At 38.5% G+C, this 21,699-nt stretch carries 16 protein-coding genes; 7 read left to right on the plus strand and 9 right to left on the minus strand.

All coding sequences use genetic code 11. From position 1 onward, the window contains the following. Position 1: 1 nt before the first annotated feature. Together EPA86_RS01145 and EPA86_RS01150 are read right to left on the minus strand one after the other, a co-directional pair. Positions 2 to 550: a DsbE family thiol:disulfide interchange protein gene (locus EPA86_RS01145; RefSeq protein WP_140601037.1), complete on the minus strand. Its 549-nt coding sequence runs from the start codon at positions 548 to 550 to the stop codon at positions 2 to 4. After that, the gene (locus EPA86_RS01150; RefSeq protein ID WP_140601039.1) at positions 550 to 2,577 is read right to left on the minus strand and encodes a heme lyase CcmF/NrfE family subunit; all 2,028 of its coding nucleotides are present in this window, start codon (positions 2,575 to 2,577) and stop codon (positions 550 to 552) included. Before EPA86_RS01150 ends, EPA86_RS01145 begins: the two co-directional genes overlap by 1 nt. Positions 2,578 to 2,900: 323 nt before the next feature. On the opposite strand from EPA86_RS01150, the gene ccmA reads away from it, so the two are divergent. The 5 genes from ccmA to ccmE all read left to right on the plus strand — a co-directional run bounded on the left by ccmA (position 2,901) and on the right by ccmE (position 5,929). Continuing rightward, positions 2,901 to 3,560 carry a cytochrome c biogenesis heme-transporting ATPase CcmA gene (gene ccmA, locus EPA86_RS01155; protein ID WP_246058192.1) on the plus strand — a complete coding sequence of 220 codons (660 nt, stop codon included), beginning with the start codon at positions 2,901 to 2,903 and terminating at the stop codon, positions 3,558 to 3,560. 97 nt (positions 3,561 to 3,657) lie between these two features. Next, on the plus strand, positions 3,658 to 4,341 hold the full coding sequence (gene ccmB, locus EPA86_RS01160) for a heme exporter protein CcmB (RefSeq protein ID WP_140601077.1): 684 nt from the start codon (positions 3,658 to 3,660) through the stop codon (positions 4,339 to 4,341). After that, entirely contained in the window at positions 4,341 to 5,090 is a 750-nt protein-coding gene (locus tag EPA86_RS01165) for a heme ABC transporter permease (RefSeq protein ID WP_140601040.1), read from the plus strand. The genes ccmB and EPA86_RS01165 overlap by 1 nt, the downstream gene beginning before the upstream one ends. A gap of 23 nt (positions 5,091 to 5,113) precedes the next feature. Next, positions 5,114 to 5,359 (plus strand): heme exporter protein CcmD, encoded by a 246-nt coding sequence (ccmD, locus tag EPA86_RS01170; RefSeq protein ID WP_140601041.1) that lies wholly within the window; start codon positions 5,114 to 5,116, stop codon positions 5,357 to 5,359. Positions 5,360 to 5,404: 45 nt separating this feature from the next. Beyond that, entirely contained in the window at positions 5,405 to 5,929 is a 525-nt protein-coding gene (gene ccmE, locus EPA86_RS01175) for a cytochrome c maturation protein CcmE (RefSeq protein WP_140601043.1), read from the plus strand. A gap of 499 nt (positions 5,930 to 6,428) precedes the next feature. On the opposite strand, the gene nagP is transcribed toward ccmE, so the two are convergent. The 4 genes from nagP to EPA86_RS01195 form a co-directional block, all read right to left on the minus strand. Further along, positions 6,429 to 7,721 carry an N-acetylglucosamine MFS transporter NagP gene (nagP, locus tag EPA86_RS01180; protein ID WP_140601079.1) on the minus strand — a complete coding sequence of 431 codons (1,293 nt, stop codon included), beginning with the start codon at positions 7,719 to 7,721 and terminating at the stop codon, positions 6,429 to 6,431. A 65-nt stretch (positions 7,722 to 7,786) separates the two neighbouring features. Next, positions 7,787 to 8,917, minus strand: a complete 1,131-nt coding sequence (nagA, locus tag EPA86_RS01185) for an N-acetylglucosamine-6-phosphate deacetylase (RefSeq protein WP_140601045.1) — start codon at positions 8,915 to 8,917, stop codon at positions 7,787 to 7,789. A 73-nt stretch (positions 8,918 to 8,990) separates the two neighbouring features. Next, positions 8,991 to 9,896, minus strand: coding sequence for an N-acetylglucosamine kinase (gene nagK, locus EPA86_RS01190; RefSeq protein WP_140601047.1), 906 nt, complete (start codon positions 9,894 to 9,896; stop codon positions 8,991 to 8,993). 220 nt (positions 9,897 to 10,116) lie between these two features. Next, on the minus strand, positions 10,117 to 12,801 hold the full coding sequence (locus EPA86_RS01195; RefSeq protein ID WP_246058188.1) for a family 20 glycosylhydrolase: 2,685 nt from the start codon (positions 12,799 to 12,801) through the stop codon (positions 10,117 to 10,119). Between the two features lie 259 nt (positions 12,802 to 13,060). Here EPA86_RS01195 and EPA86_RS01200 point away from each other — a divergent pair, with 259 nt between their 5' ends. After that, the gene (locus EPA86_RS01200; protein WP_140601051.1) at positions 13,061 to 13,765 is read left to right on the plus strand and encodes a SapC family protein; all 705 of its coding nucleotides are present in this window, start codon (positions 13,061 to 13,063) and stop codon (positions 13,763 to 13,765) included. A 105-nt stretch (positions 13,766 to 13,870) separates the two neighbouring features. Here the strand turns inward: EPA86_RS01200 and EPA86_RS01205 are convergent, their stop codons facing one another. From EPA86_RS01205 to pgi, 3 genes are all read right to left on the minus strand, one after another. Further along, positions 13,871 to 15,391: a tryptophan halogenase family protein gene (locus EPA86_RS01205; protein WP_140601081.1), complete on the minus strand. Its 1,521-nt coding sequence runs from the start codon at positions 15,389 to 15,391 to the stop codon at positions 13,871 to 13,873. A 103-nt stretch (positions 15,392 to 15,494) separates the two neighbouring features. Further along, positions 15,495 to 18,152 carry a TonB-dependent receptor gene (locus EPA86_RS01210; protein ID WP_140601053.1) on the minus strand — a complete coding sequence of 886 codons (2,658 nt, stop codon included), beginning with the start codon at positions 18,150 to 18,152 and terminating at the stop codon, positions 15,495 to 15,497. 450 nt (positions 18,153 to 18,602) lie between these two features. After that, a complete protein-coding gene (pgi, locus tag EPA86_RS01215; RefSeq protein ID WP_140601055.1) occupies positions 18,603 to 20,243 on the minus strand; it encodes a glucose-6-phosphate isomerase in 1,641 nt (546 codons plus the stop codon). Positions 20,244 to 20,517: 274 nt separating this feature from the next. Here pgi and EPA86_RS01220 point away from each other — a divergent pair, with 274 nt between their 5' ends. Next, complete coding sequence (locus EPA86_RS01220) at positions 20,518 to 21,543, plus strand: LacI family DNA-binding transcriptional regulator (RefSeq protein ID WP_140601057.1); 1,026 nt, start codon at positions 20,518 to 20,520, stop codon at positions 21,541 to 21,543. The last annotated feature ends 156 nt before the right edge of the window (positions 21,544 to 21,699 follow it).

Raw genomic sequence — 21,699 nt, forward strand, 5'->3', positions numbered from 1 at the left:
GCTATTCTCCCTGTTTTCTTTCAGCAATAATTTGCGCAATTAGCGGCTCAAATTCAGTACGCCATACGCGTGTATCAATTGCACCGGCAAATCGTTTTCTAATGATGCCATGATGATCTATAACAAACGTTTCCGGAGCTCCATAAACACCAAGATCTAGCCCCAATGTACCAATTTCATCAAAAATTGAAAATACATAAGGGTCTTCATAATGAGTCAACCATTCTTGGGCAGCATTACGTTCATCTTTATAGTTCAAACCATACAGTTTCAACTCTGATTTTTTCGCAATATCAACAAGGTAAGGGTGCTCATATTTACATGTAGGGCACCAAGTTGCCCATACATTCAACAGCACGATTTCCCCTGTTAAGTCCTGAGCGGATACGATTCTTTCAGCATTATTCAAAGTAGGTAATGAAAAGCTTGGTATTGGTTTACCCACCAAAGCTGACGGCATATCTTGTGGGTTTAATGACAAACCGCGATATAACACCACACCTAAAGCTAGTACTAAAATGAGTGGAATAAAACGAATTAATTTATTCATCATGACACCTTAGTTGCTTGTGGGTTCATCACAGGGTTTGTGACGGCATCCGCAATTACTGTCTTACTTGCTTTCGATGTTTTACGTTGACGATAACGTTTATCAAACATTGATAAAATACCACCGATACTCATAAAAATGGCGCCAAGCCAAATCCAACGAACAAAAGGTTTGTAATGTACACGAATTGCCCAAGCACCGTCAGGCAATGGATCTCCTAAGGCGACATAAACATCTCTGAACAAACCAGGATCAATTCCTGCTTCTGTCATACCCATGGTTTGTACACGATACGCTCTGCGTTCAGGCTTTAATAGCGCTACAAAATTATCGTTTTGGTAAACATTAATTTGGCCTTGTTCCGCGCTATAATTAGGGCCTTCTACCTGTTTGATGCCATTAAATTCAATCTGATAACCAGAGATTTCAACTTTTTCACCCACAGCCATTCTAATGTTTGATTCACTTTCATACATAGAAACAATAGTGACACCAACAATCGTTACGGCAATGCCTGTATGTGCCACAGCCATGCCGACATGACTCATAGTTAATTTTCCTGATTGTTTGTATTGATTTAATACTTCTTTAATAACAACAAGGAATACCCAAATAGCTAAAATCATTCCCATACTTACTAGCGCGTTAAATTCTCCACCGTAAACAACTGGGAATAGCAAACCTAAGGCTACACTAATAATAGATGGCTTAAATAACTGCTTGCGAAGCTCACCTGATTTCGCTTTTTTCCAACGAATAAGTGGCCCTATACCCATAACTACGAATAGGAAACTCATAATAGGTATAAACACTGCATTAAAATATGGAGGCCCTACAGAAATCTTTCCGTAACCTAACGCATCAACCAGTAAAGGATAAAGTGTACCAAGTAACACGGTAACCGTGGCAACCACTAAAATAACATTACAAAGTAATAAAGCTGTTTCACGGGAATAAAAAGCAAAACGTGAGAAACTAGATACGGCACTTGCTTTAAAAGCATAGAGTGTTAATGCACCGCCCATTGCAATGGCTAGTAGCATCAAAATAAAGATACCTCGTGACGGATCTGCCGCAAATGAATGCACTGAAGTAATGACACCTGAACGTACTAAGAACGTCCCGAGTAAACTCAAACCGAATGCAAATATAGCTAATAAAATAGTCCAGTTTCTAAAGGTGCCACGCTTCTCCGTTACAGCTAAAGAATGGATAAGTGCTGTACCGACTAACCACGGCATGAATGACGCATTTTCAACAGGATCCCAGAACCACCAACCGCCCCAGCCTAGTTCATAGTACGCCCACCAACTACCTAGTGCGATACCTAATGTTAAAAACATCCACGCTCCTACAGTCCATGGACGTGACCAACGCGCCCATGCTGCATCCATTTTGCCTGACATTAACGCAGCAACAGCAAATGCGAAAGCGACAGCAAAACCAACATAACCTAAATAAAGTAAAGGAGGGTGAATGATTAAACCAATATCTTGTAACAACGGATTTAAATCTCGACCTTCCATTGGGACATTAGGCCACAGGCGCTCAAATGGGTTTGAAGTCAATAAGGTAAAAGCAATAAAGCCAACCGCTATCATACCCATTACGGCAAGAACACGTGTTATAAACTCTTCTTCAATACCTTTGGAGAACCTTGCAACGGCAACAGTCCAGGCAGTAAGTGAAAATACCCAAAGTAATAATGACCCTTCATGGCCACCCCAGACAGCACTAATTTTAAAATAATATGGTAAGTGACTATTTGAATGACTCGCAATGTATTTGACTGAAAAATCATCAACAACAAAACAATAAGCCAATATACAAATACTTATCGCAGTAAAAATAAACATGCCAAAGGTTAATGGTTTAGCATAATGCATTAATTTTTTCAGTGAACTTTGCTGCGAACTATGTAAGCCAATCAATGGCACTATGCTTAAACAAATGGCAAAAGCGAGTGCTATGATCAAGGCAAAGTGGCCTAGTTCAGGTATAAGTATTGGTACCAGATCAGGTATCATTTATCTCTCCGCATCTACTTTAAGAACATATCCCAAGATTCCAGGTTACTCTTCTAAAAGCATAATCAGTAAGGGGTTATAAAAATAATGTCGCAATGCTAACATTTTCAAGCGTAAAATTTTAGCTTAAATCTTTCAGGTAAGTTGTTTCAGAATGTTACAACTTTTCACATCTTTATTAACTTGCTTTTCGGTGGCTATGGTATGATATCATGCAAATAGTTTATACGATCCATATCAAGAATTATTCGACAAACATGGGTTAAGATCTGCTGCATACCTTATATAGCGTAGCATCATAAAAGAATACAAAAGTGAATCCATTGCCAAACTCTACTCCATCAACACATAACAACATCCTACTTAAAGGCGAGAATTTAACCTGTATTAGAGAAGACAGGTTGTTATTTGATGATTTAAATGTAGAAATTAACGCGGGTGATATTGTGCAAGTAGAAGGGCCAAATGGTTCAGGTAAAACTAGTTTACTGCGAATTTTAGCCGGACTTTCACAGCCCTATGAAGGCAACGTTCTCTTTAAACAGACCGCGATTAGCCAATGTCGCGAAGAATATCATGAGAACCTGCTATATTTTGGCCATTTGCCTGGAGTCAAAGGCGAAATGAGCGCAGAAGAGAATTTATCGTTTAATTTAGCTCTTCACGGCTTAGACACCAGCGAAACTCATGACGATTTAGCTCATGTAAACTTATTAGGCTTTGAAGATAGCTTGGCATCTCATTTGAGTGCAGGCCAACATCGACGTATTGCCCTTGCAAGACTTTACCAAAGCCAAGCCCCAATATGGATATTAGATGAACCTTTTACTGCTATTGATAAGCAAGGGGTTGCTAGTTTAGAGCAGCGATTTACGGAACATGCTGAGCAAGGCGGCTGCGTCATCTTAACAACCCATCAAGATTTACTCGCTATTTCGAGTGACAAAGTTAAGAAAATCACCTTAGACTATGCCTTTGAGTAATGAATTGAGATAGCATATGACCATTAAATCAGAACTCACTGAGCAAGCTGAAACATCACTTGAATCATCAGAAAAAATCACCATGACACACTCTCAAATGAAGAGCTTATCTTATCGTGATGCTTTTTTCCTCGTGCTAAAACGTGACATTACTATAGCACTTCGCCATCGTGACGATATTATTAACCCTCTTTTATTTTTCATCATTGTGGTTACATTGTTTCCTTTGGGTATCGGGCCTGAAGCAAATACCTTAAGTCAAATTGCCCCAGGAATTATCTGGGTCGCTGCACTACTAGCTACCTTATTATCATTGGATAGATTATTTAAGTCTGATTACAATGACGGCTCTTTAGAGCAAATGCTACTTAGCCCACATCCCATATTTTTGCTGGTGCTTGCCAAAGTTGTTGCTCACTGGTTAATTACTGGCTTGCCACTCATTTTTATCGCTCCATTACTCGCTGTACTTCTACATTTAAATGAGCAAAGTTATGGTGCCCTTATTCTGACCTTATTACTAGGCACTCCCGTATTAAGCCTATTAGGCGCCGTGGGGGTTGCTTTAACTGTTGGCATAAAAAAAGGAGGAGTACTACTTAGCTTACTGGTTCTCCCTTTGTATATACCCGTTTTAATTTTTGCTACCAGCGCAATTGATACCGCATCGATTGGTTTACCTTATAGTGGACAACTTGCTATCATTGCTGCGCTATTTTTTGGCTCTTTAACACTTGCTCCATTCGCCGTTGGAGCTGCTTTAAAAGTGAGTACTAACTAATGTGGAAATGGTTACACCCTTATGCAAACCCTGAAGTGTCATATCACTTCACTGGACGTTTATTACCTTGGTTCAGCGCTCTTGCTGCAATTTTGCTTTCAATAGGATTAGTTTGGGCTTTATTATTTGCCCCAGCTGATTACCAACAAGGTGATAGTTTCAGGATTTTCTATATTCATGTACCCGCTGCTTCATTATCTATGGGCATTTATTTCGGTATGGCTATTGCTGCTTTATGTAGCTTAGTTTGGCAATTAAAATTAGCGGATGCTTCTGCCGCAGCTATGGCACCTGTGGGTGCCGTATTTACTGCCATTGCACTATTAACAGGATCTGCTTGGGGTAAGCCAATGTGGGGGACATGGTGGATTTGGGATGCAAGATTAACTTCAGAATTAATTTTATTATTTCTTTATTTAGGTGTTATAGCGTTACATAGTGCCTTTGAAGATAAAAATTTAGCCGGTAAAGCCGCAGGCATTCTTACCTTAGTGGGCTCAATAAACTTACCTATTATTAAATATTCTGTTGAATGGTGGAATACCCTTCACCAAGGCTCCACAGTAAGTAAACTGGGTAAACCGTCAATGTCACTTGATATGTTATGGCCGTTCTTATTCTGCTTCTTAGGCTTTGCAATGTTAGTTGCCGTAATTGTTTGTTATAGATTTAGAAATGAAATATTGGCTCGTAATAGCATCCGACCTTGGGTACGTGAATTAGTCAGTGCACGAGCAACTCATAAATAATATAGATAAATTGGAGAGCACAAATGCAATTTAATAGTTTTAGTGAATTTATCAATATGGGTGGTTATGGTTTCTATGTTTGGCTTTCTTTTGGTGTTTCAGCACTATTATTAGTTATTTTATTGATCAGCTCTAAAGCAGACCACCAAAAAATCATTAATAATATTGCTAAACAAAAGCAGCGTGAAGATAAATTGCGTCAAGCCAGAGAATTAAGAAAACAACAAGCAAGCTCAGCACAAGATGAAGCTGAGCAAGCGACTAGTTAACCCGTTGTAATTAAGAATTTAGTTTTATTTATTTAAGGAAATTTCATGAATCCACGTCGTAAAAAGCGTCTTGCCATTGTAGGTTCAGTGTTAATAGGTATTGGCGCAGTTGCAGGCTTAGTTTTATATGCGTTAAGTCAAAATATTGATTTGTTTTATACCCCTTCCGAGCTTACTCAAGGTAAAAAAGATACGGGATTAAAACCAAGTCTTGGGCAACGTATCCGCATTGGCGGTCTAGTAGTGCCTGGTTCAGTTAAGCGTGACCCAGAAAACTTAAAAGTCTCATTTAAATTGGCAGACATGAAAACCCCAATAGAGTTCAATGAAAGCGACCCGATGACTACGGTCTACTATGAAGGAATATTGCCTGACTTATTTCGTGAAGGTCAAGGTATTGTCGCTAATGGCGAGCTAGTTAATCATAATGTTACTGGCCTAAGCATTGAAGCGAGTGAAGTATTAGCCAAACATGATGAAAATTATATGCCAGCAGAGCTAGCTGAGTCTGAAGGTAAAGGCCATAAGAAAACTTCTTATAGTGAAAAGCAGCTTGAGAGCAAAGGTTAAAAAACCTCATCGCTATTAAAAAGAAAAACGCGAGTATGCATTACTCGCGTTTTTTATTGATATAACTCTAGGTCATCATCGCTACAGTAAATGACTGTTACTTCACGGTTTACTTCACTCATATTTTACATCCTTTTTAAACAAGTAAATTTAATTTCGTTGTCCATGGCTCCATTCCACAACGCTAATGATAAAGTAGCATGAGCAGTAGGTGATACCTGACTGTACCAGACAAGAACGTTTTCAACACTGATTAGAAATACCTTATTCTTTATTGCTTTAGACTTTCATTCCCATTGAAATAAGGCATAAAAAAACCTCGAGATAGCGAACTAATCTCGAGGTCGACCAAATGACCGTTTAACGCACCCTCAACCTGCTTAGCAAAAATAGTTTTCAACTAAGCATTTAGAGAAAGTAACTAAGCATAAAACCACATATGCTTAGTAATTCTATTGACCTGTGATTAACATTCACAGAAACACCCAAATAACACGTCTTAGTTCCAGCTTCGCATTTTGCAGCCTTTTACCGCATAAAAAAGGATAAAAGCGTAACAAGGCAACATAACGATATAGCCACCTTGCTGCCCCATTGAGCTGCCACTTGCTAAGCCCCAGAATAATGGCCCAAAAGCACCACCTGAAATACCCATAACAAGCAATGCCGAGCCTACACTGGTTAATTTACCCATACCTGAAAGCGCTAATGGAAATACCGCAGGCCAAACAATGGCATTAGCTAAACCTAAGAAAGCGATCAAAATTAAGGTATCAGGGAACTGTGCATCACCAAGGATAAAGGACAAAGCATTCGCAATGGCGAAAGAGTTATTATCGCCTAAAACAACACCTAAACTTAACAAAATGCCTAACACAGCCGAAACTGTCAGTGCCATTTGCTGTGAGACAAAACGAGGAATTAGTACAATACCTAAAATATAACCAATAACCATGCAACCCATAGTGTATGAAGTCATTACGCTGTAATTTTCTACGCCTAATGATAAAGCAAATGTACCAATGGTATCCCCAGCAATAACTTCAACAGCGACGTAGAAAAACAACGCTAGTACACCTAATGCTAAATTTGGATGAGCAAGCGCTTCTTTAATGTGGCCTTTATTCTCACCTTCTTCAGCTTCACTTTCTAATTCAGGCAAAGGAGACTTTTTAACAGCAAAACCAAGAAAGCCAATAAATAATGCCATGCCTAAATAGGGATAAACCAATGCATCGGCCATTGCGTCGATTTGGCTAGACGATAATTCGCCCGCCGACGTATCAGAAAAACCACTTAGAATTAATGCAGTAAACACAATAGGTGCAACAACACCTGCTCCTTTATTTAGAATCCCCATAATTGAGATCCTTGCTGCTGCGGACTCTTCTGGGCCAATCCTTACAACATAAGGATTTACCGCAGTTTGCAGTAATGTTTGCCCTGCCCCCATAACAAGCTGCGCAAATAAAAATAGCGGGAAAAACTGTGTTTTGGCTGCGGGAATAAATAATAAGCCAGCAACCATCATTGTCGCCATACCTAAAGCCATACCACTTTTATAACCAACTTTTCGAATGACTGCTGCAGAGGGTAAAGCTGTAAATGTTACCGCGATATAGAAAGAAAATAGTATCAATGATGCTTGAAAAGGCGATAACTGCAGGATTTGTTTCAGGTATGGCATTAACGAGCCATTTAACCAGGTAGCAAAACCTAAAATAAAAAATAACCCTGCAACGATTGCCATTGGCAAAGCATTACTTTGTGGTTTCTCTTGTGGTACAGACATTTCCATAACTTCCTCGTAATTTACTTATTGTAAAATTTATAATTATTCTTTTAGTTCTTGCGTATTTATATTTTTTTTCCACTGATCCAAGTTTCTTTCACACTTAAATCATCATTTAGCATTAGCAAATCCGCCTGCATACCCACACACAACTTGCCACGTTGCATTGCATTATTTTGGTAAAGATATTTTGCAGGGTACAAACTCCCCATACGAATAGCTTCACTTAAAGTTAAACCTAACTTTAAGTGAACATTTTTCACTGCACTTGCCATATCTAGTGAGGAGCCTGCTAACTCACCCGTTGTTGAGGTTAATTTACCATTCTCAACGTATACAGTGCGATCATACAGCGCAAACTCTGTTTGATCTGTGCCAACAGGCGGCATAGCATCCGTAACTAAAAACACTTGCCCTTGTGGCTTTGTTTTAATGGCTAATTGACAACTTGCATAATCAACATGATGTCCGTCAACAATCAAACCACAACTCGTGTTATCGTTTAACAGTGCACACCCGACAACTCCAGGCTCGCGCCCTTGTAGAGGTGACATTGCATTGAATAAGTGAGTAAACCCTGTGGCTCCCGCTTTTACTGCTTTTTCTGTAGTTTCATAATCTGCATTGGTGTGCCCAAGACACACTAAAATACCCAACGAAACCATTTTTTCAATTTCTGCAGCCGATACTGTTTCTGGCGCAACAGTAACAAGGATTTGCCCGATATCTTTACGAGACAACACTTGCCACTCGGCTTCAGATATTGGTCTGATAAAGTCTGCACAATGAGTGCCTTTTTTTGCTACCGATAAGTGAGGCCCTTCAAAATGAACACCAACAATACCAGGTACTTTTTCATTGATAGCTTGTGCAATAACATCTGCAGCTTGAGACATGACAGAGACTTTATCGGTAATTAAAGTCGGCAGCATGGCAGTCGTGCCAAACTTAGCATGAGCCATCATCATGGCTGTGAGTTTATCTATACTAGGAGAATCATTAAATAAGACTCCGCCACCACCATTCACTTGTAAATCAATATAACCTGGAACAACAAGCTCTTTAGAAACAAGATCAGCCTTATCTGTATTTAAATCTATGCTAACAATTTTACCATGCTCAATCGTTAATACCTGATCAGAATGAAACTGTTCACCGTCAAATAATCGATGTGCATGAAAGCGTATTGAAGTCATTTATAATCCTAAAAAGTAGCACGAGCTTAATAAGTTAGCAGCTCACCCTACATTATTGTATTTACTTTGCTAATTATTTTTGTTGCTGCTTAGCAAGCGTCTTTCTAGCAAACAGAACCGCCCCTACCTCTGGCGGGCTCAATGGTTCAGCCAATTGAGCTTGAATATCTTTAGCTAACCAGGGTTTTAACCTAGGTGTTAAGCCACCGATCATAGAGATACGAGGAGGCTGTTTTGCAAGTAACGTGCGTGCAATACTGTTGATATACTCTGCCCCTTCTTCAACAATACCTAAAGCGATTTTGTCACTTTGCTCAGCAGCGTCAAACACTAAGTTAGCTAACTGTGCATAGTAAGTGGCAACTTTACCTGCTATTGCTTCAACTAACTCGGTATCATCTTTACAGTTTAATTTAGCAAGTAAAACATCATTCATAATAGACGGCGAAACAACACCATCTAATGATAACAGCACTTGTTTAGCCGCTTGTAAGCCAAACCATGCGCCACTACCTTTATCACCATGTGGAAAGCCATGAGCACCAATAATAAATTCTTCATCATCGATACAAGAAAAACCACATGATCCAGTACCAGAAATCATTACCGCGCCATCGTTACCTTGGTGTGCACCTAAACAGGCAATTAGTAAATCGGTTGCAAGAAACATCTGCTTAAAAGGATGTTGCCACTCAGCCATTTTATCAAAAAGTACGGGTAAGTTGACCCCCGCAAGGCCAACGCCTGCCACTAAGTCACTTAATGGCGTATCAGGCATACCTGCATCTTCAAGCGCCATTTTTGCTGATTCAGTAATCGAGTTAGTCGCTTGCTCAAAGCCATGCAATGGATTACCAGGACCAGATATTCCTGTACCTAGTATTTCATTATCTTTATTCATGACAATGGCCTTACATTTACTACCACCGCCATCGATACCTAAAAATAACTCACTTTTATTGTCACTGCTTGTCAGCATACCGACCTCATTTAAACTGTTCTTAATCTATGAGCTTTGCTTTGCACAATGAATAAATGCTACCAAAGCTTTTTAATATTGAATTTATTTCATCTTATCGATAAATGACAGCGTTGTCATTTGTTTTTTTACAATTTTGAACATTTTTACTTTTTTCGATTCAATATTATAAGGATATGGCGATGTTATCGTATGTAATTCGCCATATTTGCTGTATTGCTTATGGCTTGCTCGTTATAACATCAACAGTTCTACTGCGACGTTGACCATTCACACTTACACTTCTAACTTTTACCTTATCTTTTACCGCAATTGGCTCTTGATAAAGCTGCCACTTGCCTTCCCCTTCTTGAAACTCAATTGCTAGTCCAGGAAAAGCTACATTCGCATGTAACTTGCCAGCTTTCACTATCGCGCCTACAGTCGGCAAACGATAGTCAATATTAGCAAGTTCTAGCTTGGCAAATTCTTTATGACCTAAGGTGGTTGCAAATAAGCGCCATTGCTTATCTCTCGCTTGTTGCTTTTCTTGGGTGAATGTACGAGTTTGTTGACTATACTTAGCACCTTCATAATTATAAGGTACGGCCCAATCAGCAAAATGCCAAGCACGTTCAGCTAATGCCAATAACCGTGGAAATACTTTATGCTCGACCATATCATCGCTTCGCGTATTTTCACTCCAAAGCTGCCCTTGAACTCCTAAAAAGCTAGTACCACTTTTCATGGGGATTTTACTATCGTCAGCTTCATAAGGATTGCCTTCTCTATCTAACCAAAACTCAGCATGAACTGGTAAGTTATCAGGCATAAACTGAAATACTTTCTCAGTATTGGTATGACGCGAAGCCCAGTAGTAACCATGCTCTTTTGGATCCGCCTCATAAGGGAAATCAAAATAAAGCGCATCAGGACTAGAAACAACAACTTGCCAATCTCTATTTACTAATGTGTGTACTTTGTCATGGCCACTCCAGAATAAGGCATCCCAGGCATTAGCTTGAACAATAGCGGGCATATTCTCTTTACGAGTATGTTCCATACCATCACTCCATCCTGCAGTTTCAATATCTAAGTCAGATAAAATACCGGCAACTCGCTCAATGAAATAAGCACCTAGCTCTTTCATATCGGTAATACCTTTATCATTATTAGCGACAAAGGCTTTACAGGCTGGTGAATCAACCCATGCACCTGCTGTTTCATCAGCACCAATATGATAGCGAGTTAATGGTTGCCCAGCCTCGGCATGCATTGCCTTAACTTGACTCATTACCTCTATAACAAAATCGTAAGAAGATTCTAAGCAAACATTAATGGTGTTATCAGAATAAAATTGAACTGATGAATATTTTGTTGTGTCATTAAAATCATCGAGTAAATATTGTTTTGCTTTTAATTCTTCTTCTGTTTGTTGAAACTTATTAAAGCGTGCCGTCATTGCTTTAACTGAAGAGCGTGAATGGCCCGGCATGTCTAATGAAGGGATCACTTGGATATGACGTGCGGTGGCTGCTTGTAAAATTTCTTGATAGTCAGCAACACTATAGTAGCCATTAACTTTACTTGAAGGGTCAACACCAGCACCTAGCTGCGGCATTAAACAAGTTTGTTCTTGTGTATCAAAACAGCGTTTAGAACCAATGTCGGTTAATTCAGGTAAACTTGGGATTTCAAGTCGCCAGCCCTCATCATCACCAAGATGCAAATGAAGTTTATTCAATTTGTAAGCAGCCATTTGCTCTAATAAATTTAAGATGAACGCTTTAGAGTGAAAGTTTCTAGCGACATCAACAAGCATGCCACGAAAGCTATAATGCGGCTCATCAACCACCTCAACAATAGGAATAGTTCCTTTGCCTACCTCAACTAATGCGGCCAATGACTGCAAACCATTAAACACACCATTACCATCTACACCAGTAACTATTACTCCTGTTGAAGTAACAGATAATTGATAACTCCCAATGGCTTTATTCTCATCACTTTCAATGGCAAGCTTTAATGGTAAAGCCTGTTTATCTGAACCAACATTAACAGATAACAGTACTAAACGAGACAATGCTGCATCAACATCTGACTGCTTCACATTACCTAGCATAAGATTAAAGCCATTACTGATATCGACAACCGCATTATTACTATCGAATATGACTTCTTTCGGTGTTGGAATGATGGTTTGGGACACTTGAGTATCGCTAACATCAGCGGCTGAAAACATCGCGTCATTGCGCTTATATAAACCAGCACTATTTAACCATTGCGTTTTATCGTTGGCAGATCTTTTAAACTGCTTTTCTTTATCAGTAAATGCAATGACATGAGGTAATATCTCTAAGCCTGTATCCGTATCTATAACCGCTTTAGTGCTTTCAATCACTTGCGCTTTGGTATTCGGTGCTTCAACTATATAGTTGGGCATAGGATCTGATTCAGATAGTGACCAAAACATTGCCCTAAATAATAAGGTTTTACTTTCAGCTTTTTTAAAACCTGAATAACTGTTTTGTAAGGTTATTTGGTGCATATCGCCATTGATATGCTTTACTTCAAACTCTTTACTTTCAAATGATTGAATGGGCGCTATCTGACTGAAATAAATACTCCAGTCCTTCGCATCAATACCTTGCTGTGCTTTAAAAGTTAATTCCACTTCAAAACAGGCACCATTAGCAATTTCTTTATCGCATTTTTCTGATGGAACGTTTGTAACGACTTGATAACTCACATCTAAATTTTTTGCAATATCATCGATATCAGTCTGAGTTGCCGAATGTAGCGCGATTAGCCTCTCACTTTCTTGCACAGACTCATTAACCTGTAACACTTCGTTTTGAACGGCTTCATTACAGCCTACTATGCTGAGAGTCGCAATTACCGATAACACTAAAAAATTTTTGTTCATTTGAAAACCCATAGATATAACTTCAATGTTTGATGAAAATAATAACTAGCACTTATTTTATTATACCCATAATCCATAATTTTGACAGCGCTGTCAAAATTAAATATGCTAACTATCAATATTAGCTAATAGCAGGATTTGTTTTATGCTATAAAATGCTAATGCGTTTATTAACGAGGGCATGTTGGATAATCAAGATTAATTTTTATATTCAAAATCGAGATGAACAATAGCTCCCCCAAAAGAGTAGTATTACCTTATGACTAACATCATCCCTTTACATAATGAAGTACATAAAGATATTAAAGTCAGTACTCACAATGATTTTAGCCGCTTCAAAGCACAACATTTGATCCCAGTGGTTGTTCAGGAGTTTTCCGCCATGGCAACTGAATTTCCTATTGTTTTTGTAAAAAATGGTGATACCGGGCAATTCTTACCTGTCGCTATGATGGGGTTAACAGAAGGGGTTAATTTATATTGTCAGCAAAAAGACTTTGACAGTGCCGTATTACCAATGAATTTTCAAACAGCTCCTTTTTCACTTACCAAACACAACCAAGAAAGTGATGAAGTTACCATCTGTATTGATTCTGACAGTAATTTAATATCTGCCGAAGGGAACGCTTTGTTTGATGACAAAGGCGAGCAAACCGATTTCCTTAAACAACGCTCTCAATTCCTAATAGACATGGTTAGTTTTAGCCAGCAAACAATGGCCATTACACAGTTATTTAACCAAAAAGAATTACTCATTACCCAACAACTAACAGTCAAGTTAGCAGATAAGCCATTAACGATTAATGGCCTCTATATGATAGATGAGAAAAAGTTAAACGAATTACCTAATGAAGAATTTAACGAGCTACGTAATAAAGGCTTATTACCTTTGATATATGCCCACTTAACCTCTATTCACCAAATCAATCGACTGGCACATAAACAAGCTAAAACATCTAACTAGTTAACTGATCAACATAGTATTTATCATAACCGACATTAGTGCAGCTAAGTTCGGTTATGATTATCTAGTATAAAATGCTATATGCAGCATAATATTCCATTCTTATTACTGTCTATTTAACATTGCTTTTTTTAAACCGTACAACCACGTTTTATGATTAAGTAAATTAGTTGCCGCTTGTTTTACTAATTGATCATTATGTTCCAATAACTTTTTACTATGGCTTTGTTCGTGTTCTGAGATAATGCTCTTTTTAGTCGTAAAGTTCATGCCATAAAGTACATACAAAAAGTTCTTATCATCAAACATATCAAAGCGACTGAAAAAGTCTGATTGCTGAGGCGGCCTAAGTTTAAATTTATTTAAGCGTTGCTTAAGTTCAGTAGAAAAAGAAGACTGCTCTCTATTTTCTTGCCAAAAAGCTGAGTCATCTCTATCAGATAAACAATAATGAAGCTTTATGAAATCGACAGTTCTTTCCCAGGCATAGGTAACTACTTTATTGTAATAAGTATTGGCACACTCAATATCAGCAGTTTGTCTTGGAAAGTTTTTCGCTAATAACTCGGCTGAAAAGTCAGACAATAGAATAGACGTGGCTTCTAGGGGCTCTAAGAAACCTTGAGCTAATCCTAAGGCTACACAGTTATTTTGCCAAAAGGACTCCCTATAACCTATCTCCATAGGTACTTTTCTCGGGGTAAAACCTTCTTCATTTACCCCCAAATATTTAGCATAACAGGCTTTAGCTTCAGCCTCAGACATGTGCTTACTTGAATATACAAACCCTGTTCCACGTCGAGTGGTGAGAGGAATATCCCATACCCAGCCTGCTTTATGAGCGGTTGCCGTGGTATAGGGGTTTAACTCTTCATCTTCAGTTACGGGTACTTGTTGCACCAGTACAGTATCTGTTAATAGTTCTTTATCTTTTTTAATGAAAGGTACATTTAGTTCTTTATCGATCAATACCGAAGAAAAGCCACTGCAATCAATATAAAAATCAAATGCGAGCTCGGCATTACTTTCAGTAAGTAAATGAGTAATGCTCCCATTTCTATCTTTTTTAACACCTGAGATGGTTTCGATTATATGGTTAACATTAAATTTTTTCTTGGCATTATCAGCAAGTAATTTTGCGAATTTAGCCGCATCGAAATGATAAGCATAAGCAAGATCACCTTGATATTCACCTGAACTTTTCCGCTTAGGGGCAAGGCCCAATTCACATATTCTTGCTTGGATACCCACATCATCAAAAGGTCTAGTAGGCTCATTGTTTAGCCAATGCCTGCTAACATCAAAGCCTCCAGGATATGGCGCATCAAATGGATGATAGTAGAAGTGTTCGGCTTCTTGCGTAGGCTTCATCCAGTTAACAAATTTAATGCCCTGTTTAAAGGTTGCATCACAAGACACGAGTAATTCAGCTTCTGAAATCCCAAAGCGTTCAAGCCCTTTCATAATATAGGGTACTGTTCCTTCTCCTACGCCGATAGTGGGTACTTTGTCCGATTCAATCACCGTGATTTGAATATCTTCAGATTGTAATTCGCTGCCTAAATGGTTTGCAGCCAACCATCCTGCAGTACCTGCACCTACAATAGCGACCTGTTTTATTTTCATCACGACCTCTCTTAACTTTAAAATTCCACATTGCTCATTATTGAGCCAGAAGTAGATAAAAAAAAACCCAGTAAAAACTGGGTTTTTTCATTACAACCGGTAATTAGAAGTTGAAACTAACACCAAGTTTGTATGTGGTTTCACCACTAAATGACCACGTAGGGTAACCTTCTTGAAGGGCAGGCTTAACATCAGTACCTGCAGCAGCTGCACCGTACTGAATGTCATCTTCACCCGTTAAGTTAACAACTTCTAACTTAACAAGAATGTTATCTGTAGCATTCCAACCTACAGTTACATCTAATGTACCAAAGTCATCATGCATACGGTTACCATAGTACTTACCATATTCACGAACCATGTACTCTGAACGCCAATTATAAGCGGCACGTGCAGAGAAATCATCATTTTCCCAGTAACCTACTAAGTTAGCAGTATGGTCTGAAGATTCAGTAAATGAACCAATGGCATCAGTATATACAGAAGCTGGTGCTTTACCATCTGAGAATGTGTAGTTAGCGTTTACACCAAAACCGTTATCCCAAGCATGATTGATTTGTAATTCAATACCATCAATTGTACCGCCGCCTGCATTCTCATATTGATGAATTGTCCAATCATCAACATTGCCTTCTGGATCAATATCTAAGTTTGGTACACCTATTTGCTGGTTAAACTCTGTAGAAGCAACGATGAAGTTGCTGATATCTTTAACAAAGTAAGTAGCAGATACTAAGTTACCGTCACCGTAGTAGTATTCTAAACTTAAGTCAGCTTGTGAAGACTTCATAGGTAATAAACCTGGTGAACCGTAAGTGATTTCTTCGTTACCTTGACGATCATCTGGGTAACCAGAGATAGCAGATAAGAATAAGTTATCGTAACTAGGACGTGTAATTGCTTGTGCAGCAGAGAAGCGCATAATTACGTCATCAGCTAAGTCAAATGCAACGTTAAAGCTTGGTAATACATCGTTATAGCTTTCGTTCTTGCTAATAACTTCTTCACTCCAACCCGCGTTTGCTGGTAAATCATCAGCAGGCGAGTTATCAATCTCATGACCGCTTGAAGTCACGTCTGTGTAGATATAACGTAAACCGAAGTTACCACGGAAACCGTCACCTTCAAAAGTAAACATACCGTATAATGAGAAGTTATCTTCTTCAATTAAACCGTAACCTGGGCGGTTATAAGTAAAGTGGTCTACTAAACTAAGCGTGCCATTGATCATTGCATCTAGGTTTGCTTTAGGAATAGTGTATTCAGCAGCACCTAACTTCATTGTACCTGAGTATAAATCTTCAGTGTTAAATGAGTTTGGCGCGTCTGTGTAACGTGCATTGTAGAATGATTTTTGGAACTCATGGCTTGTGTAACGAACACCCGTTTCAAACTTAGTAATAGCACCTAGGTCCATATCAAAGTCTACGTCTAACTGAACATATGATTCTTCATCAGAGTTAGGGCCTTGAACACCTGTCCACTGAGATGTACCAACAGTAGTATCAAGTTGATCACGTGTGAAGCTCATATCACGACCGTTAATATCAATTTGCTTACCTGTTGCATCAACTTTACCAGCCCATTTAACTTGACCGAAGTTGTCACCCCACCAACCGTAACCAAAGTTTGCACTCATTTGAGTACCACCTTCAGCTGAAGTGTTACCAGCTACAGCAGCAATAGCAAATCCGTCACCTTCATAATTAACGTTAAATTCAAACGTTTCAGAAGTCATTTCACCTTTACGTGCCCAGTTTTGGAAGAAAACATCAGTTGGTGCACTTTCTGGCGTATCACTTAATGTACAAACACCAGCAGCGTTGAACTGTTGACAGTTAGATTCACCAGCACCCCAGTTAGTGTCTGTATTGATGTACATATTTGCACCAATACTATCAGCACCAAGCTCTAATGATAGAACATGAAAGCCAAACTCAAGGCTATCTGTTGGACGGTATTGGAAAGTCGCATCTAATGCAGTGCGCTCTTGATTTTGTAGGAAACTTGAAGGTTGAATCGAAGAACGACCACCCCAATCTAAATCTGACTCAGTACCCACACGTAAGTATTCACGATCTACATATGAACCAGCAAGTAAAACACCAAATGTTTCTGATTCATTTTTCCAGCTGTATAAACCAGAGAATTCAGGAGACACAGTTTCATTTATTGAACCGTACTCACCTTTAATACCTGCGTAAACAGTATTTGCATCCATATCTAATGGCTTGCGTGTTTTAACGATTACTGTACCACCGATACCACCTTCAACAAGGTTTGCTTGGCTTGATTTATAAACTTCCATGCCACCAATTAATTCTGACGGTAACATTGAGTAGTTGAATGAACGGTCAATGTTTAATTGATCGTACCAACCTGTAGAAGCAACATTTTGACCATTTAACGTAGTTAATGTCATTACTGGGTCTGTACCACGGATTGAAACCGAAGAACCTTGACCAAATGAACGACCAACAGTCACACCAGGAATACGACCTAACGCTTGACCAACATCTGAATCTGGGAACTGACCGATGTCTTCAGCTGAAACAGCATCAACAACAGCATCGTTAAAGCGTTTAGCATTAACACTTGCACGGTTAGAACCACGAATACCAGTAACTTGAATTACTTCTACTTCGTCTTTGTTTACTTCAGCATTAGCTTCATCGGCAGCAATAGCTTGAGATGATGCTCCTGCTAGGATCATAGCGATTGAACTCGCTAACATACCTTTTTTAAATGTTTTTGATGACATCGACTTTCCCTTACACACGTTTTGTTTTTTAAAATATTTCTAATAACTAAGTATAATAATTTTCGGGCTTTTAGACAACGCTGTCATTTTTACATGACAGCGTTGTCATAAAACTCCTAAAACCATACAGCTTATTTTTACATTTGGCTAGATTAAATTAACAAAAAATTGCATCTAACTAACCTGCAATATACTAACCCACTAATTTACAAGCATTTAATCTATTTATTTTTTTAATCTGTTTTTGTAAATAAAGACAAAATGCAATCAAATATCGTTCAAAAAGAATGCAAACAAACGAATTTACCGTATATTTATTCAAATTAAATTAATAAAGTTTCAGCAGTAAACTTCTGTTTACATAAAAAAGCCCAGTTATTTTTACATAACTGGGCCTTAAAATATGGCTTTATTATTGTTGAGTATTATCAACAATACTTTTAGGCTTTCTTATTTGGCTGATTGATAAAAACGCATTAGACTTGCTGTAGAGCAATCATGGTGCTCTGATATATTATCTGTCTCAAGCTCTTGCTGAATATCAGCAGCCAGACCTTTACCTAATTCAACCCCCCATTGATCGAATGAACATATTTGTAAAATAATCCCTTGAACAAATATCTTATGTTCATAAGCGGCAATTAAGCTTCCTAATGTCTTTGGATCGATACGCTTTAATAAAATGGTATTGGTTGGTCGATTACCTTTGTGAACTTTATGCGGGGCGACCTTATCAATATAGTCTTGGGTACGGCCTTTAGCCTTAAGATCGGCGCGCACCTGTTGCTCATCAACACCCGCCATTAATGCTTGAGTTTGAGCAAAAAAGTTAGACATTAATGTTTCATGGTGTCCCTTAACAGGTGTAACACTTTCCACTGAGCCAATGAAATCGGCTGGCACAACATTATTACTTTGATGCAAATATTGATAAAAAGCATGTTGACCATTTATACCCAGCTCTCCCCAAATAGAAGGTACTGTCGCATAATCTACATCATCACCTTGCCATGTTACTGACTTACCGTTACTTTCCATCTCTGCTTGTTGAAGGTAGGCGGTTAGCATATGAAGCGTTTGGTCATAAGGGAGAATAGCTTGGGACTGCGATCCTAAAAATGTTGTGTTCCATACACTAATCAAGGCCATTATCGCAGGCATATTATTTTGTAAAGGCGCTTTGATAAAGTGCTGATCCATATCATGGGCACCTTCTAGTAACTCTTTAAACTTCTCAAACCCTAAATCTAATGCAATGGCTAAACCAATTGCAGACCATAATGAAAAACGTCCGCCGACCCAATCCCACATATCAAATATGTTATCTTTTTCAATGCCAAAGCCCATGGCATTTTCTTTATTAGCCGTTACCGCAACAAAGTGTTTAGCAACAGAGGATTCATCAAAAGAAGAAGTTGTTAACCATTTTATTGCTGTACGGGCATTGGTCATGGTCTCTGTCGTGGTAAACGTTTTACTAGAAACAATAAATAATACTTTTTGTGGATCCAGTGGGCGTAATATTTCGACTATTTGGGCGCCATCAACATTGGAAACATAATGAACATTTACACTATTATCACTGTAATGTTTCAATGCTTCTGTCACCATTTGTGGCCCTAAATTAGAGCCACCTACACCAATATTAACAATATCTGTTATACGCTTGCCTGAATAGCCCTTCCAGTGCCCTTCTCTTACTCGGTTAACGAAGGCTTCCATTTTGATTAATTGTTGCTGAACATGATCAGTTATATTTTCACCATCAACAAATAATGGCTCATCAGTTTGACGACGTAATGCCGTATGCAACACCGCTCTATCTTCCGTTTTATTAATTTTCTCTCCTGAGAACATCTTCTCGCGCCATTCACACACTTGCGTTTCTTCGGCTAACGCTAATAGCCCATCGACAGTTTCTTTATCAATCAAGTTCTTAGAGTAATCTAGCAACATGTTAGGCAACTCAATGGAAAACTTATTAAAGCGTTCACTATCCTGTGCAAATAGTGTGTTCATATGTTGCGACTTTTTCACTTGAGCAAGTTGTTGTAATTTTTTCCAACTTGATAAGGTTTGACGTGCTGTCATCATAATTCCTGTTTATTAATAAGTTCGTTCACTTGGCTACCGAGCAAATACTCAACTGAACCATTATGCCATAAGGTAAGTTTTATGTTACCCTATTAGATAATGACAGCGCTGTCAATTACTATAAGTATTCAATTAAGTTTAAATAGGTATAATGGTGTGCGTTTTTTTAGATAATTCTGGCATTAGATATTGCTGCATTGTCCAAGAAACACTACCCTAGTGCTCAAAATAGTATACAAAATATAATACAGATTAAGGTTTTACATTATTCATGAAAGCGACCATAAACGACGTAGCGAAACATGCAGGGGTGTCGATAAAAACCGTTTCAAGAGTGATAAATAATGAGCCTTCGGTTCGTCAAGTTACTCGAGATAAAGTGCAAGAAGCGGTAAGTGAATTAAATTACCAACCTAACCTTTCTGCTCGTAATTTAGCAGGTACTAAATCATTCAGTATTGCGTATGTTTATGATAATCCAAATGCGTATTATGTTATTGATATGCAAGAAGGTATATTATCAGCATGCAAGGAACAAGGCTTTGAATTACTCATTCATCCTTGTGATTCAAAGAAAGAAGACATCACCGACGAAGTTACTAGTATGCTTAAGCATTCCCGCACTGCTGGCTTGGTTTTAACACCGCCTTTCTCTGAAATGCCTGATTTTGTCAATCGTATGTTAGCACTTGATGTGAAAGTTGTTCGCATTATGTCTGGTGATGAAGCGCCTGATCAATTAACGCCATGTGTTATGGTCAACGATAGAGAAGCAGCGCAAACTATAACACAGCACCTAATTGATAATGGACACTCAAAAATAGGCTTTATAGCTGGTGATGCCGAGCATATGTCTACAATTGAACGTTACAAGGGTTATCGACGTGCTTTAAAAGCCAATGACATTGAATTTGATAAACAGTTAGTAATCGAAGGTGATTACTCATTTGAATCAGGTGTTCAGGGCGCTAAAAATCTTATGTCGGATGAAAAAGATAAAGATAAATTGCCCACAGCTATCTTCTCATGTAATGACGAAATTGCCGCTGGAGCATTATTTGCAGCAAGACTTATGGATATTTCTATACCTGAACAGTTATCCATAGTTGGTTTTGAGAACAGTCCTTTCTCAAGGCAAACTTGGCCAAAGCTAACAACTGCAGATCAACCAAATACAGAAATAGCCCGTGATGCAGCGAGTCTACTTATCACACAAATTCGAAAACAAGAGAGTAAAAAGACACTTAGTCAATATGTACCTCAACTGGTTGTAAGAGATTCAACAACAAAACAATAATTAACCTTTGCAAAACAATCTCCCAATAAAAAAGCTAACAGTTCTTGTTAGCTTTTTTAGTTTAAGATGACCCGTCCTAAATAAGGTTGACACTTTTCCACGATTAAATTGGAGAGTGTTATGAAATCAATCACTAAACGAACTCAAAGAGATTAC

Origin of the sequence: Litorilituus lipolyticus, from assembly GCF_006439335.1 — a bacterium.
Lineage (GTDB): Bacteria > Pseudomonadota > Gammaproteobacteria > Enterobacterales > Alteromonadaceae > Colwellia > Colwellia lipolytica.

Excerpts from the sequence above, each read along its gene's own strand:
- EPA86_RS01145 (WP_140601037.1), bottom strand. The coding sequence starts at position 550 with ATGAATAAATTAATTCGTTTTATTCCACTCATTTTAGTACTAGCTTTA.
- EPA86_RS01150 (WP_140601039.1), bottom strand. The coding sequence starts at position 2,577 with ATGATACCTGATCTGGTACCAATACTTATACCTGAACTAGGCCACTTT.
- ccmB (WP_140601077.1), top strand. The coding sequence starts at position 3,658 with ATGAAGAGCTTATCTTATCGTGATGCTTTTTTCCTCGTGCTAAAACGT.
- EPA86_RS01165 (WP_140601040.1), top strand. The coding sequence starts at position 4,341 with ATGTGGAAATGGTTACACCCTTATGCAAACCCTGAAGTGTCATATCAC.
- ccmD (WP_140601041.1), top strand. The coding sequence starts at position 5,114 with ATGCAATTTAATAGTTTTAGTGAATTTATCAATATGGGTGGTTATGGT.
- ccmE (WP_140601043.1), top strand. The coding sequence starts at position 5,405 with ATGAATCCACGTCGTAAAAAGCGTCTTGCCATTGTAGGTTCAGTGTTA.
- nagP (WP_140601079.1), bottom strand. The coding sequence starts at position 7,721 with ATGTCTGTACCACAAGAGAAACCACAAAGTAATGCTTTGCCAATGGCA.
- nagA (WP_140601045.1), bottom strand. The coding sequence starts at position 8,917 with ATGACTTCAATACGCTTTCATGCACATCGATTATTTGACGGTGAACAG.
- nagK (WP_140601047.1), bottom strand. The coding sequence starts at position 9,896 with ATGCTGACAAGCAGTGACAATAAAAGTGAGTTATTTTTAGGTATCGAT.
- EPA86_RS01195 (WP_246058188.1), bottom strand. The coding sequence starts at position 12,801 with ATGAACAAAAATTTTTTAGTGTTATCGGTAATTGCGACTCTCAGCATA.
- EPA86_RS01200 (WP_140601051.1), top strand. The coding sequence starts at position 13,061 with ATGACTAACATCATCCCTTTACATAATGAAGTACATAAAGATATTAAA.
- EPA86_RS01205 (WP_140601081.1), bottom strand. The coding sequence starts at position 15,391 with ATGAAAATAAAACAGGTCGCTATTGTAGGTGCAGGTACTGCAGGATGG.
- EPA86_RS01210 (WP_140601053.1), bottom strand. The coding sequence starts at position 18,152 with ATGTCATCAAAAACATTTAAAAAAGGTATGTTAGCGAGTTCAATCGCT.
- pgi (WP_140601055.1), bottom strand. The coding sequence starts at position 20,243 with ATGACAGCACGTCAAACCTTATCAAGTTGGAAAAAATTACAACAACTT.
- EPA86_RS01220 (WP_140601057.1), top strand. The coding sequence starts at position 20,518 with ATGAAAGCGACCATAAACGACGTAGCGAAACATGCAGGGGTGTCGATA.